General features: G+C 66.0%; 13 protein-coding genes and 1 pseudogene. 6 read left to right on the top strand and 8 right to left on the bottom strand.

Translation table 11 applies throughout. The features are described 5' to 3' along the window. Positions 1-838, top strand: an 838-nt coding sequence (locus ACJH7A_RS19605; protein ID WP_406802583.1) for a carboxylesterase family protein, incomplete at its 5' end; no start/stop codon positions are given. A 319-nt stretch (positions 839-1,157) separates the two neighbouring features. Next, positions 1,158-1,664 (top strand): excalibur calcium-binding domain-containing protein, encoded by a 507-nt coding sequence (locus ACJH7A_RS19600; RefSeq protein WP_406802582.1) that lies wholly within the window; start codon positions 1,158-1,160, stop codon positions 1,662-1,664. Positions 1,665-1,749: 85 nt separating this feature from the next. Here the strand turns inward: ACJH7A_RS19600 and ACJH7A_RS19595 are convergent, their stop codons facing one another. From ACJH7A_RS19595 to ACJH7A_RS19560, 8 genes and pseudogenes are all read right to left on the bottom strand, one after another. Continuing rightward, positions 1,750-1,923 (bottom strand): hypothetical protein, encoded by a 174-nt coding sequence (locus ACJH7A_RS19595; RefSeq protein ID WP_244872996.1) that lies wholly within the window; start codon positions 1,921-1,923, stop codon positions 1,750-1,752. A 129-nt stretch (positions 1,924-2,052) separates the two neighbouring features. Next, positions 2,053-2,160, bottom strand: a pseudogene (locus ACJH7A_RS19590) (DUF2510 domain-containing protein); the annotation flags it as partial. Between the two features lie 752 nt (positions 2,161-2,912). Then, on the bottom strand, positions 2,913-4,532 hold the full coding sequence (gene groL, locus ACJH7A_RS19585) for a chaperonin GroEL (protein WP_406802581.1): 1,620 nt from the start codon (positions 4,530-4,532) through the stop codon (positions 2,913-2,915). Positions 4,533-4,614: 82 nt separating this feature from the next. Beyond that, positions 4,615-4,917: a co-chaperone GroES gene (gene groES, locus ACJH7A_RS19580; RefSeq protein ID WP_029367666.1), complete on the bottom strand. Its 303-nt coding sequence runs from the start codon at positions 4,915-4,917 to the stop codon at positions 4,615-4,617. Between the two features lie 208 nt (positions 4,918-5,125). Further along, complete coding sequence (locus ACJH7A_RS19575; RefSeq protein ID WP_406802580.1) at positions 5,126-5,908, bottom strand: universal stress protein; 783 nt, start codon at positions 5,906-5,908, stop codon at positions 5,126-5,128. Between the two features lie 22 nt (positions 5,909-5,930). Continuing rightward, positions 5,931-7,352, bottom strand: a complete 1,422-nt coding sequence (locus ACJH7A_RS19570) for a hypothetical protein (RefSeq protein ID WP_064982618.1) — start codon at positions 7,350-7,352, stop codon at positions 5,931-5,933. 31 nt (positions 7,353-7,383) lie between these two features. Then, complete coding sequence (locus ACJH7A_RS19565) at positions 7,384-8,565, bottom strand: Abi-alpha family protein (protein ID WP_406802578.1); 1,182 nt, start codon at positions 8,563-8,565, stop codon at positions 7,384-7,386. Positions 8,566-8,674: 109 nt separating this feature from the next. After that, positions 8,675-9,943 carry a helix-turn-helix domain-containing protein gene (locus ACJH7A_RS19560; protein WP_346416371.1) on the bottom strand — a complete coding sequence of 423 codons (1,269 nt, stop codon included), beginning with the start codon at positions 9,941-9,943 and terminating at the stop codon, positions 8,675-8,677. Between the two features lie 166 nt (positions 9,944-10,109). Between ACJH7A_RS19560 and ACJH7A_RS19555 the strand changes: the two genes are divergently transcribed. From ACJH7A_RS19555 to ACJH7A_RS19540, 4 genes are read left to right on the top strand one after another with little or no spacing between them, the layout of a single operon-like run. Then, positions 10,110-11,387, top strand: a complete 1,278-nt coding sequence (locus ACJH7A_RS19555) for a cytochrome P450 (RefSeq protein ID WP_406783866.1) — start codon at positions 10,110-10,112, stop codon at positions 11,385-11,387. Next, positions 11,384-12,358, top strand: coding sequence for a PDR/VanB family oxidoreductase (locus tag ACJH7A_RS19550; protein WP_406783867.1), 975 nt, complete (start codon positions 11,384-11,386; stop codon positions 12,356-12,358). Before ACJH7A_RS19555 ends, ACJH7A_RS19550 begins: the two co-directional genes overlap by 4 nt. Then, positions 12,355-13,380: a Rieske 2Fe-2S domain-containing protein gene (locus tag ACJH7A_RS19545; protein WP_406802577.1), complete on the top strand. Its 1,026-nt coding sequence runs from the start codon at positions 12,355-12,357 to the stop codon at positions 13,378-13,380. Before ACJH7A_RS19550 ends, ACJH7A_RS19545 begins: the two co-directional genes overlap by 4 nt. A 10-nt stretch (positions 13,381-13,390) precedes the next feature. Then, on the top strand, positions 13,391-15,106 hold the full coding sequence (locus tag ACJH7A_RS19540; RefSeq protein ID WP_406802576.1) for a GMC oxidoreductase: 1,716 nt from the start codon (positions 13,391-13,393) through the stop codon (positions 15,104-15,106). Position 15,107: the final 1 nt, after the last annotated feature.

The following is a 15,107-nucleotide window of genomic DNA, read 5'->3' as shown; positions in this document are numbered from 1 at the left end:
CGGACTCGGCACCGACCGAATCAACTGGAACGGAGGTCGCCTGAAACAAGCCGATCCACAGGTATTGACAATTCCTCCCGCTGGCGGAGATTCTGTGATGTCGCTGATGCTGTGCCCGGAGACAGCGGGACTCTTCACCCGGGCCATCCTGCAGAGCGCACCGCTCGGCCTGCCGCGCGAGCGCTCGGCGATGGCCGCCGCGATGCGCAAGGCCGCGCTGGTGTCGTTGGCGGGCGTGCCGGCCATGGAAGCCGACATTGAGCAGCTGCTCGCTGCACAGGTTGCCGCGTTGACAGCCGCTCAGCCGTTCGGGCGGGTCGCCATGATGGCCTACGCACCGATTCTCGGTCACGCACCGCTGGTCTCCGCCGAACAATTCGAGTCGCAGATCGCCGACGCGGCTAGGCGTGTCGAGATCCTGGTCGGCTACACCCGTGACGACGGCCGGCCCTTTGTGTCGATGGATCCCCGCGGCGAGCATGTCCAGCGGCTCGGACCGCTCGGTGCCGCGCTCACGACGCTGATCGGACGCAACATGACGCGCACCGAGTTCGGCAGGCCGGCAATCGATCTCGCCCGCAGCTGGGAGCGCGCAGGTGGACACGCAGCGACTTTCCGCGTCGACTGGGCACCACCGCGGGCGCCTCTCGGCGCCTGCCATTGCATCGAGCTGCCGCTCCTCCTTGGCGCAGTAGGCGCATGGACGGACGCGCCGATGCTCGGCCCCGAGCCACGCACCGTCGACGAGAACCTCGGACGTGAAATGCGTTCGGTATGGGCGGGTTTCGCGTACGACCATGTTGCCGCCCGCGGGCAGAGGCAACTTATCTTCGGGTGACACCCCGACGTCGGCCATCGCCTCACGAAAACGCCCCGGCCAAACAGGGCCGGGGCGTTTCGGTCGCACCAACTTTGGTCGCAAAGGTTCTGCGCGGGCCTGGCCACTTGTTGGTGGCGGCAGCGGTCGCTCGAACCAGCAATTTCTGACGATTATCCGAGTATCAGCTGTGCACGCACTGATAGCGTGCGTCAGCGTGACCACGTCTTCGCCGACCCACTCATTTGATATTCCAGCAGATTCGACCACCGTTGATGTTGCCGAGCTTCACCACCTCGCATTCGCAGGAACACAGACGGCACTGGGCGACTGACGACGGATGATTAATCGATCGATACGTTTCGGCACGCGACAGTCGATGATTTTCGCTGCCACCACAGCAACTGTGGCGGTCCTGACACCTGCCCCTATCGCTTCAGGAGTTTCATTCGGGAGCTGTGCCGAGGCGATTAGCGCTGGCGCCGCACCGTTGTACGTCGGCGAGCCAGGTTACAGCCGAAAACTCGACCGGGACGGCGACGGTGTCGCGTGCGAGACAGCGACCTCGTCCGGCCCGTCTAATCCCCAGACAAAGCCAGCCGGCGATGGGTGCACCAACTACGACCGCTTTATATTCAGGACAACGCCCGGCGGCGAAACGCAAGCGTGCATCTACAGACCGCCGAACGGGCCAGGGATGTGGGTCTCGTCAGCTCCGCTAGTGGGCACTCGTACGATCGGCGCGGACTGCTCGCCGAGCACGGCGGCTCAAACCGGCGACGGTGTCCCACTCGTGTGCGTCAGCGACGCCAATGGATCGGGCAACAAGTGGCAAGCGGGCCCATAACGCTCGGCTCCGTTTCCTCATTCCGGCAGCACGGGTGCGCGTTGGAGGCGTGGACTTACTTCAATTCACGCCGTCATGCAGCGGCCTATTTGTCGAACATGTGCGTGATCTCGTTGCGCTTCTTGTCCATTTGGTTCTCGATGTAGAAACCGTTGGAGAGCGCCAACACGAGTACCACAGCCGCGCCGACACGTGCCCACTTGGGAGCGCCCATGATGAACGCGACGGCCACGCTGCCGGCCACGAGCGCGACACCCATCCATACCAAGCCAGAGCCAGACATCAAACTCACTGACTGCATCGACATCACAAGCCCCACAGCGGCAAGTACACATACAGCCGCTGCGACGGCAGCACTCTTGCTGTTGGCCGCGCTCGCCGGAGGGGGTGCCCCCGGAGCGGTCGGCACGCTCCATTCGGCCCCGTTCCAATAACGCTTTCCGTTGGGATCAGACGGGTCTGAATACCACCCCGGGGAACGCGGAGACGCAGTCACAATCCGGACGCTAGCAGCAAGCGCACAGTGAGCAGTCGGCTTCCGCGAACCTAATTGACGCAACACCAAACGGCCAGCCGAAGAGACGACGCGATTACCGTCCGGAGAAGAAGTCTCTGGCCTGCCGCAAAGTCTCAAATACCGCTTTCCCCGCGATAGCGCCGTAGCTGCCAAGCTCACGTGCGCTGAAGCCTGCACCGACTACTAGCGGGTCGGATACGTTGCGCCACTGGAGGTATGCACCGGGAAAAGTGTCAGGACCCGGGAAAGTCTCGGCGCTTGGGTACAAGCCCACAGTTTGTGGTCTCGGGCAACGAACCGCAACGTGTACCAACTTGCCACGTGCGGTGACTACCCCCTCGGGGACCGCGCTGTTAACGGCCTCAGTATCGAGTGCACCGTGGTACGCCCGATTGTTCGTATACGTCGCCTTCCGATACTCGCGCATACTGTAGATGGCCGAGACACAGCCATGCAGCGCCGACCGGTGGGCTACCGACGATTCGTCAGATTCCTTGCAAAGTCGATCAAACTCGAAGTCGAAGTCCTCATTAAGGCGGTCGAGGTCGGCTGTGGGCGTCCAGAGGTTGGTTGGCATACAGACCCCTCCTGTTGGGTGACAACAGTGTCCGCTAGCAGACCGACAATCACGGACACGAAAATCCCCGAAACAGCCACCGCCCCGGCGAGGACCACCGTCCAACGAGAACACCCCCGGCCCAACAGGACCGGGGGCGTTTCGTTGCAACTACCTAGTGGGCGTGGCCGTGGTGGCCGTGCCCGTGATCGGCTTCCTCGGCCGGCTTGTCCACGACGGCCGTCTCGGTCGTCAGGATCATCCGGGCCACCGACGCGGCGTTGAGCACCGCGGACCGGGTCACCTTGGCCGGGTCGACGACACCGTCGGCCAGCAGGTCACCGTAGGTCAGGGTGGCGGCGTTGAAGCCGTGGCCGGTGGGCAGCTCGGCCACCTTGTTCACCACGACGGGGCCGTCGAGGCCGGCGTTGGTGGCGATCCAGTACAGCGGGGCCGACAGCGCCGAGGAGAAGACCTCGAGGCCGATCAGCTCGTCGCCGGTCAGCGAGCCACGCAGGCCCTCCAGCGCGGCACGAGCCTGGACCAGAGCGGCGCCACCACCGGTGACGATGCCCTCTTCCACCGCGGCCTTGGCGGCGGCGACGGCGTCCTCGACGGCTTCCTTGCGCTTCTTCAGGTCGGTCTCGGTGGCCGCGCCGACCTTGATGACGGCCACGCCGCCGGCCAGCTTGGCGAGGCGCTCTTCGAGCTTCTCGCGGTCCCAATCCGAGTCCGAGGCCTCGATCTCGCTGCGCAGCTGCGCCTTGCGACCGTCGATGGCCTCCGCGGTGCCGCCACCGTCGACGATCACGGTGCTGTCCTTGGTGACGACGACGCGACGGGCGGTGCCCAGCACGTCGAGGCCCGCCTCACGGAGCGTCAGGCCCACATCGGGGTTGACGACCTGGCCACCGGTGACGACGGCGAGGTCCTCCAGGAACGCCTTGCGACGGTCACCGAAGAACGGCGCCTTGACCGCGACGGCCTTGAGGGTCTTGCGGATGGCGTTGACGACCAGGGTCGACAGGGCCTCGCCCTCGATGTCCTCGGCGACGATCAGCAGCGGCTTGCCGGCCTGGGCAACCTTCTCCAGCAGCGGCAGCAGGTCGGGCAGCGAGCTGATCTTGTCGCGGTGCAGCAGCACCAGCGCGTCCTCGAGGACGGCTTCCTGCGAGTCGAAGTCGGTGACGAAGTACGCCGACAGGAAGCCCTTGTCGAAGCCGACGCCCTCGGTCACCTCGAGTTCGGTGTTGAGGGTGGAGGACTCCTCGACGGTGACGACGCCGTCGGCACCGACGCGGGTCATCGCCTCACCGACCAGCTCACCGATCAGTTCGTCGCGCGACGAAACGGTCGCAACCTGGGCGATGGCGGTCTTGTCCGACACCGGCTTGGCCGCGGCCAGCAGGGCCTCGGACACCGCGTCGGCGGCCTTCGAGATGCCCGCGCCGAGCGCGATCGGGTTGGCACCGGCCGCGACGTTGCGCAGGCCGGCCTTCACGATGGCCTGGGCCAGCACGGTGGCGGTGGTTGTGCCGTCGCCGGCAACGTCGTTGGTCTTGGTCGCGACGGACTTGACCAGCTGGGCGCCCAGGTTCTCGAACGGGTCTTCCAGGTCGATGTCGCGGGCGATGGTGACGCCGTCGTTGGTGACCTGCGGGCCACCGAAGGCCTTGGCCAGCACGACGTTGCGGCCACGCGGGCCGATGGTGACGCGAACCGCGTCAGCGAGCTTGTCGACACCGGCTTCCATGGCCCGGCGCGCAGCTTCGTTGAATTCAATCTGCTTGCTCATAAGAGCCTTTCGCTGAGACGCATACCGCCCCGGACATCACCCGCACAGACATGCGGGGACGACCGGGGCGGGACACGAATGCTTACTTGGAGACGACAGCCAGCACGTCGCGGGCCGACAGGATCAGGTACTCCTCGCCGTTGTACTTGATCTCGGTGCCGCCGTACTTGCTGTAGATGACGGTGTCGCCCTCGGCAACGTCCAGGGGGATCCGCTTCTCGCCGTCCTCATCCCAGCGGCCGGGGCCAACTGCGACGACGGTGCCTTCCTGCGGCTTTTCCTTGGCGGTGTCAGGGATGACCAGACCGGAAGCGGTCGTGGTCTCGGCCTCGTTGGCCTGAACGAGGATCTTGTCCTCGAGTGGCTTGATGTTGACTGCCACGATGGAAGCCCTCCACTTGGTTGGTATGTCGATCCAGGGCCAATCCCCGGATGCCAGGTTGTTCGGCAAGCGTCCTGACCGCACACCGTCGTCGCGGGTGCCGGAGCGCGGTTGGCCGCGTGCCACCTAGCACTCTATACACGCGAGTGCTAGCGCTCAAGGGTGGGGCAGTGCCGGATTCGACGAACTCGCTGTCGGCGGAAACAGCGCCCTACTCAGCGGCCGGCGAAGTGTTGACCAGGAGCAGGTTGGACGTCGCCCGATGAGTGATGGTGTTGGCCGTCGACCCGAGGACCCGGGCGAAACCCGCCATGCCGCGGTTTCCGATCACGATGACGTCATATTCGGCGGCTGCGAGCACGTCGGCGGGGTCGCCGGCCAGCGCGAGCCGCTCCAGTGAGCCGGTGATTCCCAGCCGGCTTTCGACGTCGTTCAGCGTCTCCTCGGCCGTGGCGGTATCGCCGGCAACGGTGACCAGGATCGGCCGGGCGCCGAGTGCGGCCGCCAGGTCGTACCCGGCACGCACCGCACGCACCGAGGTGTCGGAGCCGTCGGTGGCCAGGGCGATCGTCTGCACCGCTGCGAGCGGCTTACGCACGAACAGCACGTCGACGGGGCTGTGGTGCGACAGTTCGTTCGAGGTACTCCCCCACAGCCGGCTGGACGTGTGGCCGAGCCCCGCGGCCCCGACCACGATCAGCGGCCGCTCGGCCTGCGCCGCGGCGTCGACGAGGGCGTCGAACGCACTGCCTTTAACCGGAACCTTGTCGATCGTCGTGACGCCCAGCGCGGTCAGATCGACGTCGGCGCCCTCGGCCGTCAGATCGGCCCACGGCCGCTCCCGGCCGCCGGGAACCGAAACGCTGGGCTTCCACGCGGTGACGATGGTGACCGGCGCACCGAGGCCGGCCGCCACCACGCCGGCGACGGTGACCGCGTCGGTCGCCTCGTCGGACCCGTCGGTGCCGACGACGATTCTGGAATAGGACGCCATAGCGGCCCTTTCGATCGGGGTGTCAGGCACCGAAGACGAGGATGTGGACGGCGCCGACGAGGATGCCCAGGAGCCCACCGTGGGCGTACAGCAGCCAGGCGTCCTGCTCGATGGCCGAGTACAGCATCTCGCCGAATTTGTCGGGTGGCAGCGCCCGGAACTTCTCGGTCGCGAACGTCTCGATCTTCTTGGCCTGCGTCTTGTTGAACCCGGGGTCGTAGAGGACGCTCGGCGCGAAATCGACCAGCTTGTCGCCCGCTCCGCGTTGCAGCCCTTCGACATCCACGACGCCGAACGAGTTGCGGGCGACGACCAGATACGGGCCCAGGATGCGCTCGGCTTCTTCACCGACCGCGGACTGGATCAGCGCGCGGGTCTTGTCCGCGCTGGCGCCGTTGAGCAGTTCGTGCGCGAAGTTCTTGACCGTCAGGACCTGTAGCGACAGCATCGTCGCGAGTTCGTGGGCGGCCTGGTGCTGCCGCTTCGCGAAAAGCCCTTGTTTCCAAAGGTATTTGTAACGGGGCTGCGGCTCGCCGGGCTCGAACACCACCTTGATCGCGATGATGTTGACGACGATGCCGATCACGGCGGCGCCGCCGAGCACCCACAGCCAGGTCGGCAGGAAGTGCAGGATCGAGTCGAGGAACCCCGGCAGGTGAATCGCGAAACCGCCATGGGCCGCGGCGTGTTCGCGCGCCTCATCGCTGGAGTAGTAGATCAGCGACAGCCACAGCGCGAGCAGCACACCGAACGGGAAGCCCAGCGCGCCGATGCGCACCATGAAGCGCAGTTCGGGCACCGCCATGCCTTTGATGATGTCCCGCAACACTTCCGGGTTGCGGCGCAGGAAGTTGACGGTCATCAGCTTGACGTTGAGCAGCTGGTCGATGTTCTCGCCGATCTTGGCGAAGGCCCGCTTGGAGATGGTCGGCAACTCGGCGTCGACGGTCTGCAGCACCTCGTCCTTCAACGGCTGGGGCAGCGACCGCCACATCTGCGGATGCCGGGCCTCGATGATCTCGGTGGTCAGCCGGCCGATATCCGGCCTGGCCGCCACCGCAATGGCTTTCGCGAGTTTGTCTGGATTGAGTTGTTCGTAGAAGTCCGAGATCTTGCCGATCCGGGCTATGGAGGTGTCGACGATGAGGCTGGCCATCTTCTCGGCGCGACACGGAATGAATCCCTGGAAACCCAGAATTCCGTTGGGCGCGAAGGTGGGCAGAATCTGGACCTTGCGGGGCAGAAAGGGAAATATCCGTTTCAGGCCCGGCACATAGAAGCCGGTGAACCGGACGGGCGCGAACAACATGATGACGCCGGTCCAGTTGGTGATCAAGCCGGCGATCGCGCTGAAGATCGGCACGCTGATGATGTCGACGACGAATTTCGATTGTCCGGTGAGCTCCTCCCAATCAAGAAAGGGCCCGGCGGCGAGCGTTGTCATGAAATATCCCTGGGCTTGTCGGGGGGTCGGATCAGTGCTTGGGTTTGTGCGCGGCGGGATCGGGTGGGCCTTTCCCGATGATCTTGTCGCCGCGCTCATCAGTGGCCCATCCCCCGGCGTTGTAGCCGTCGGTGTCGATGCAGACCTCGCAGAACTGTTGGCCGAACTCCGACAGATAGATGCTGCGGTACACGCTGATGGTCTTGGGTATCGCCTCGGTCACCTCGAGTGCGCGTGGTTGCACCTCAAGCAGCGCGTAGCGCCGGTAGTCCGCCACCGGCTCGGACGAAAAGCGCACCAGGCCAAGACGATTGAGGTTCGCGAGATAACGTTGGTCGGCCTCCGGCCACCGGCACCCGGCCATGTCCGCGATCATGTTCACGCCGCTGACGAGCCGCTCCGAGCCGACCTGGAACATCGTCTTCGTCCGGATGTCGATGGACGGCTGGGTGCCCGCGACGGCCAGGAAGCGCAGCATCCGAACCTCGTCCGGTGCCAGCTCACTGAGGATCTGGCCGAATGCCGGATGACGGTGCGCCTGTTTACGTGTCGGCTTCTGCGACTTGGCAATCAGCTCGTCGCCCCAATGGCGTAGCTCGGCGTCGCTGTCGTGCTTCGCGGCTTTCTTGTCCCCGTCGCGATGCTCGGACTTCTTCTTGGCGGTGTCGCCGGAGCTCATCACGCGGCGCACCGGTGTGACGGCAACGCCGAGGACAGCGGCAGGATTCAGCGCCGACTCCGCGGCGCGCTTCAAGCCGCCGAAGAGTCCCGGGTTCTCGACCGGCAATTCGTCCGGTGCCACGACGGGCAGCACAGCGGTTGCGGCAGCGGCATTTTCGTCATCGTCGTCAATATCGCTGTCATCGGCCGGTTCCGGCGACGACGGGATCGCTGCCGGCGCCGGTTGCGTCTCGCGCCCGGGCAGCCGACTCAGAATATTGACGACCTTCAGCAGGTCCCCGGCGGCGGCCCGGGTCGATTGCACGGCGGCCGCGATGTCGCGCGCGGTGTCGATACCCAGCTTGGTGAGCGGATCGACCAAGGCGCCCAAGGGATTACTGCTCTGATTTTGATCTTGACCGCGATCGTCGGAAGGCGACGCGCCACGCGCTTTGTCGGATTTTGGATCGTCGCCCATGATTCGCCTCCGTCGGACCGTGCGAGTAATTATCCAAAGGACCGGCTCGCTGATATGCGTTTCGCAGTGATCCAAAAACTACTGACGGCAGCGCAAGCGAACTACGTCGCAAACAGCCAAAGTTCGTACCACACCCAGGGCACGCGTTGTCGACGGTCCACAAATGGCCCGCCGCGACGAATTGTCAGTTCAGAACGGCCTGACCGAACCAGTGGCACAGCAGCAATGCGACCTCGACCTCGATGCGGTCGTCGACGATCGGCGTGCCCCGGCGACTGATCGCGCGGTTCACCCGGTACTTGATCGAATTCGAATGCAGATGCATTTCGTCGGCGGCCGCTTTGAAACTCGAGCCGGTCCGCAGGAACACCCGCAACGTCTCGCGGAGCCGTTCGTCGTTCTCGGTGTCGCTCGCGAGCGGGCCCAGGATTTCGGCCACCCACGCACCGACCGCTCCGACATTGTCGCCCAGCAGCGTCGCGACAGGCAGCCCTGGGTCGCTCGCCGCGGTGATGCGTCGTTCGACTGAACCGGACACCACCGCCACCGCGCGGGCGGCCACCGCCTGTTCATGCGAACGCCGGAACCCTTCGATGCCGGGCAACGGATTACCGAGTGCGATCCACGGCGAATCCTGTTGTGTTGCGGCGAATTCCCGGATCCGGTCCGACGCACCCTCGGCGCTGTGCGCGGACAGCGGCAGCCAGACCCACGCGGTGAGGTGGTCGACCGACAAGAACAGCGGCGGCTCGTGGGTGCCCAGCGACGAGGCGAGGTGGTTGGCGAAACGCTCCATGCGGACGAGCTCGTCGCCGCCGTTGTCATCGGGGTACCACAGCGCCAGCGCCAGGTGCACGCGCTGCAGGGGGTAGCGGATTTCCTCGGTGAGCTCGTCGACGTCACCGCCGGCCGTGGTCAGAATGGCGCGAACCCGCTGCGCCCGCATACTGTTTCGGTTCTCCACCCACCGGTCGTACTCCTGCTGGTAGGTGGTGAGGACCTGCTGCGAAATCCAGTCGATGTAGCCGAACGCAACGGTCTGGAAGTACTTGAAAACTTCGAGGCCCCACCGCGGATCCATGTCCGAGTCCGCGATCTCGTCGAGCACGAAGTTCATCACTTCCTGGTGGCCCAGCCGGTAGGCGCGGACCACCGCATTTGCGGGAACGCCGCGCTGCGCCATCCGCCTGGCGTGTTCGAGCGACTCCGTCGGCGGGACGACGTCCTCGATCGGGATCCGGTGGCGGATCGACGCGAAGACGGTCTCGACGTTGGCCGCGACCGTGTGCGCCTGCAATTCCATCAGTTGCGCATCCTCGCTGAGCTCGGCGATCTCGGTGAGGAGGATCTTCTGGATCGACTGCGTGATGTCACCCAACTTGCCGTCGAGCCCGCCGATCACCTCGGCTGCGCGCGCGACGACGGCACTCTCGTCGACGCGTCGTTCCGGCATGAAACGACCGTAGATCACGCGGCGCCGAAGTTGCTGCAAATCGGGCTTTGTCGCCGCACGACAACGACGCTCCGTAAACGCTCCGAGAGTTGGTCGTCGCGAGACGTCGATCGTGGCGGCCGCGGTGAATAGCTTTCGTAAACATCAGACCAACCAGGAGGGCAACGTGACCACTGCCGCCGCAACTGAAGTGGACCTCGCCGCCGTCGACCTTGCCGACCCCGCGGTGTGGGACGACGGTCCGCCGTACGAACTGTTCGCCCGACTGCAACGCGAGGACCCGGTGCATTACAGCCCGCAGCGCAACGTCCCCGGCGAAGGTGGCTTCTGGTCCATCACCCGCTTCGACGACGTGCGCACCGTCAGCCGCGACCATCGCACGTTCTCGTCCGAGAAGCGCGGCATCTTCAACGTCGACGACATCGGTGTGCCGCTGGATGTCCAGCGGCTGCAGCTGATTTCGATGGACCCGCCCCGGCACGACCGGCTCAAGGCCCTCGTCATCAAGGCGTTCACGCCCGAACGCGTCGCGGCCCACGAAGAGGCCATCAAGCAGATCATCAACGACGTCCTCGACAGCGTGGCCGACCGCGAGAGCTTCGACCTGGTCCGCGACGTCGCGCGGCCCGTGCCGGCCCGCGTGATCGGCTCGATGCTCGGCACGCCCGCGGAGGACGACGAGCGCCTCGTCTACTGGACCAACGTGTTCAGCGCGTTCGAGGATCCGGAGATCCGTACGCAGTGGGACGACGCCGGCGCCATCGTCGGCGAGATCATCACGTACCTGGGCGAGCAGATGGCTCAGCGCCGGGACAACCCGCGCGACGACCTGATCACCGCGGTGATGAACGCCGAAATCGACGGCGAGAAGCTCACCGAACTCGAGATGGCCACGTTCTTCACCCTGCTCATGACGGCCGGCAACGACTCGACGCGCGCCACCTACAGCGCGACGATGCTGGCCCTGATGCAGAACCCGGATCAGCTGATCCTGCTGCAGGAGAACCCGGAGCTGCTCGAACCCACCGTCGAGGAGGGCCTCCGTTACGCGCCCGCCTTCGCCTTCATGGGCCGGGCCGCGACCACCGACTTCGAGCTGCACGGCAAGCAGATCAAAGAAGGCGACCGGTTACTGCTGTGGTACCTGGCGTCCAACCGGGACGAGACCGTCTTCGAGAACCCGCACGAGTTCGACATCACCCGCGAGGGGCTGGCGGACACGCACCAGGCCTTCGGCGGCCGCGGCAAGCACTTCTGCCTCGGCGCCAACCTGGCGCGCCTCGAACTGAAGCTGTGGATTCAGGAGACCGTCCGCCGGTTCCCCGACCTCACGCTGGACGGCGACCCGACCCGCGTGCGGGCGCTGTTCCTCAACCAGTACAAGTCGATCCCCGTCCGTCGCACGGCGATGAGCCGCTCGGGCGAAGAACAGAGGGCACTGTGAGTAACGCTGCATACCGGGAAGTCGAGGTCGACCTCGAGGTCCGCCGGCGCGAACAGTCAGCGGACGGTGTCGTCACGCTGACCCTCGCCGACCCCTCCGGCGCGGACCTGCCCGAGTGGACCCCCGGCGCTCACATCGACCTGGTCATGTCGCCGTCGCTGACACGGCAGTACTCCCTGTGCGGCAGCACCGCCAGCCGCACCGAGTGGCAGGTGGGCATCCTGCTCGACCCGAACAGCCGTGGAGGTTCGCAGTACGTCCACGACAAGCTCCACGAGGGCACCACCGTCCGGGTGCGCGGGCCGCGCAACCACTTCGCGCTCGTGAACTCGCCGCGCTACCAGTTCGTCGCCGGCGGTATCGGCATCACGCCGATGCTCCCGATGATCGAGGCCGCCGAGGCCACCGGCGCCGACTGGCAGCTGATCTACGGCGGCAGCGCCCGCTCGTCGATGGCGTACCTGGACGCGCTGGAACGCTTCGGCGACCGCGTGACCATCTGCGCGCGCGACGAGCACGGCGACGCTTTCCGGACCAAGCTGGCGGCGGTGCTGGCGGCGCCGCAAGACAACACGTTGGTCTACTGCTGTGGACCCGAGGGCCTGCTCGACGCGGTCGAGAAGGGCTGCCAGGCCTGGCCCGACGGCAGCCTGCACCTCGAGCGCTTCTCGGCGAAGACCATCGAGGAACCGGCCGACGCCCTCGACACGTTCGAGATCGAATGCCAGCGTTCCGGCATCACCCTCACCGTGCCGTCGGACAAGACGATCTACGACGTCGCCGAAGAAGCGGGCCTGGACGTACTGGGGTCGTGCATGGAAGGCGTGTGCGGCACCTGTGAATGCGAAATCATCGCCGGCATCGGCGATCACCGCGACTCCGTGCTCAACGACTCGGAGAAGGCGGAGAACAAAACCATCATGATCTGCGTCTCGCGCTCCCGGTCCGAAAGGCTGGTGCTCGACCTATGAGAACCAACTACCCGTTGAACTGCTGGTACGTGGCCGCGCTCAGCGATGAGGTCGGCGCGGGACTGCTGGCCCGGCGTCTGCTGGACAAGCACGTGGTCCTGTACCGCCGCGCGTCCGGTGAAGTCGTCGCCCTGGAGGACCGCTGCGTGCACCGCGCCTATCCCCTGTCGGAGGGCCGGCGGGACGGCGACCGCGTGGTCTGCGGCTATCACGGCTTCAGCTACGAGCCCGACGGCTGTCTGGCCGACGTGCCGTCGCAGGAGAACGTGCCGCCCGGTGCCCGGGTGGCGGCGTACCCGGTCGTCGAGACCGCGCCGTTCGTCTGGATCTGGCTCGGCGAACCGCGTGCCGCCGCTCTGCGCCCGCCGCCACGCGTGCCGTGGTACCTGGACGGTTCCGGCTGGACCAGCACCACCGAGGTGCTGCGTGTCGAGGCGAATTACCTTCTGCTGCATGAGCATTACCTTGACCTGACCGATGTGTTCGTCACGCATCCCGAGGTCGTGCCGCCGGATATTCAGCAGCTGCCGCCGCTCAACGAGGTCGAGATCTCCGAACGCTCGGTGGCCTACACCCGGTCCACTCCCCCGAGTCGGCTGGCGCCGTGGGAGTCGGCGATCACCGGGTTGCCCGAAGAGTCGGTGGCCACCCGGCGCGAAGAGGGGACCTTCGTGTCCCCCGCGCTGCACACGCAGCACTACGCCATCGAAATCGACGACGGCGAATCCTATGGGCTGTTGCGGATTCACGGGTTCACGCCCGAATCGCCGAGCTCGACGCACGTCTTCCTGCAGATGGCACGCAACTACGCCGGCGCCGAGGACACCGTCACCGAGTACCTGCGGATCATGTTCCACGAGTGGGCCGTTCGCGATGCGGCCATCCTGGAGACGATCCAGCGGCGGCTCGACGAACCCGGTGGCCTCCGGCGCGACATCAACGTCAAGGCCGACCGGGCCGCGATCCGAGCCCGGCGCATCGCCATGGACATGGTCGACGACGAAACCAGCTTTTTCAACTGAGGAGAGCCACATGTCCAACACCGACTATGACGTGATCGTCGTCGGGTCCGGATTCGGCGGCAGCGTCACCGCGCTGCGACTGACCGAGAAGGGCTATCGCGTCGGCGTTCTGGAGGCCGGCCGCCGGTTCACCGACGACCAGTTCCCCAAAACCAGTTGGGACGTCCGGAAATTCGTCTGGGCTCCCAAGCTGGGCTGCTACGGCATTCAGCGTATCCACATGCTGCGCGACGTCGTCATCTTGGCCGGGGCGGGCGTCGGTGGCGGGTCGCTCAACTACGCCAACACGCTCTACAAGCCGCCCGCGACGTTCTTCAACGACCCGCAGTGGGCCCACATCACCGACTGGTCCGACGAGCTCTCGCCGTTCTACGACCAGGCCAGGCGCATGCTCGGCGTGGTGATCAACCCGAGCATGACCCCGGCCGACGAGATCATGAAGGCGGTCGCCGAGGACATGGGTGTGGGCGACACTTTCGTCCAGACGCCGGTCGGGGTGTTCTTCGGTGAACCCGGCAAGACCGTGCCCGATCCGTTCTTCGGCGGCGTCGGACCGGACCGCACCGGGTGCATCGAATGCGGCAGCTGCATGACGGGCTGCCGCTACGGCGCCAAGAACACGCTGCTGAAGAACTATCTCGGCCTGGCCGAGAATGCCGGCGCCACAGTGCATCCGCTGACAACGGTCGATTCGGTGCGACAGAGCCCGAGCGGCATCTGGGAGATCGACACCGTGCGCACCGGCCGGACCCTGCGCAGGAACCGTCGGACCTTCACGGCGCGGCACGTCGTCCTGGCGGCCGGTACCTGGGGCACGCAGAACCTGCTGCACAAGATGAAGGACAGCGGCACCCTGCCCCGGCTATCGGACCGACTCGGCGTGCTCACCCGCACCAACTCCGAATCCATCGTCGGCGCCATGAAATACAAGGTCGACCCGGCGCTGGACCTGACCCGCGGCGTGGCGATCACGTCGTCGTTCCATCCGACCAGCGACACCCACATCGAATCGGTGCGCTACGGCAAGGGCTCCAACGCGATGGGTCTCCTCCAGACTGTGATGACCGACGGTGGCGGCCGGTGGCCGCGCTGGCTGAAGGCGCTGGGTCTGGCTGTGACGCATCCGCGCGCGCTGCTGCGGGTCCTGACGGTGGGCAATTGGAGTGAGCGCACGGTGATTTCGCTGGTGATGCAGAACCTGGACAACTCGATCACCACGTTCACCAAGCGGGGACTGCGCGGCCGGCACCTGTCGAGCAAGCAGGGCCACGGCCAGCCGAACCCGACGTGGATCCCGGCCGGCAATGACGCGACCCGGCGGGTCGCCGAGAAGATCGACGGCGTGACGGCCGGCACCTGGGGCGAGCTGTTCAACATCCCGATGACCGCGCATTTCCTCGGCGGTTGCGCCATCGGCTCGGACGCCGAGCACGCCGTCATCGATCCGTACCACCGCGTCTACGGCTACCCGACGCTGAGTGTCGTTGACGGGTCGGCGGTCTCGGCGAACCTGGGCGTGAACCCGTCGCTGACCATCGCGGCCCAGGCCGAACGTGCGGCGGCGATGTGGCCCAACAAGGGCGAGGACGACCTGCGTCCCGAGCAGGGCCAGCCCTACCGGCGGGTGGACGCCGTCGCGCCGATCAAACCCGTTGTGCCGGAAGGCGCTCCGGGGGCGCTGCGACTGCCCCTCATCCCGCTCTCCCCGGCTGCGAACGACGCGTAAC

It is taken from the genome of Mycobacterium sp. SMC-17 (genome assembly GCF_045310915.1).
In the GTDB taxonomy this organism is placed as follows: Bacteria; Actinomycetota; Actinomycetes; order Mycobacteriales; family Mycobacteriaceae; genus Mycobacterium.
Note: the sequence above shows the minus strand (reverse complement) of the source record. Positions and strands in the feature narration are given on the sequence as shown.

Coding starts and splice junctions, on each gene's coding strand:
- ACJH7A_RS19600 (WP_406802582.1), top strand. CDS start 1,158: ATGATTAATCGATCGATACGTTTCGGCACGCGACAGTCGATGATTTTC.
- ACJH7A_RS19540 (WP_406802576.1), top strand. CDS start 13,391: ATGTCCAACACCGACTATGACGTGATCGTCGTCGGGTCCGGATTCGGC.
- ACJH7A_RS19545 (WP_406802577.1), top strand. CDS start 12,355: ATGAGAACCAACTACCCGTTGAACTGCTGGTACGTGGCCGCGCTCAGC.
- ACJH7A_RS19575 (WP_406802580.1), bottom strand. CDS start 5,908: ATGGCGTCCTATTCCAGAATCGTCGTCGGCACCGACGGGTCCGACGAG.
- ACJH7A_RS19560 (WP_346416371.1), bottom strand. CDS start 9,943: ATGCCGGAACGACGCGTCGACGAGAGTGCCGTCGTCGCGCGCGCAGCC.
- ACJH7A_RS19595 (WP_244872996.1), bottom strand. CDS start 1,923: ATGGGTGTCGCGCTCGTGGCCGGCAGCGTGGCCGTCGCGTTCATCATG.
- groL (WP_406802581.1), bottom strand. CDS start 4,532: ATGAGCAAGCAGATTGAATTCAACGAAGCTGCGCGCCGGGCCATGGAA.
- ACJH7A_RS19570 (WP_064982618.1), bottom strand. CDS start 7,352: ATGACAACGCTCGCCGCCGGGCCCTTTCTTGATTGGGAGGAGCTCACC.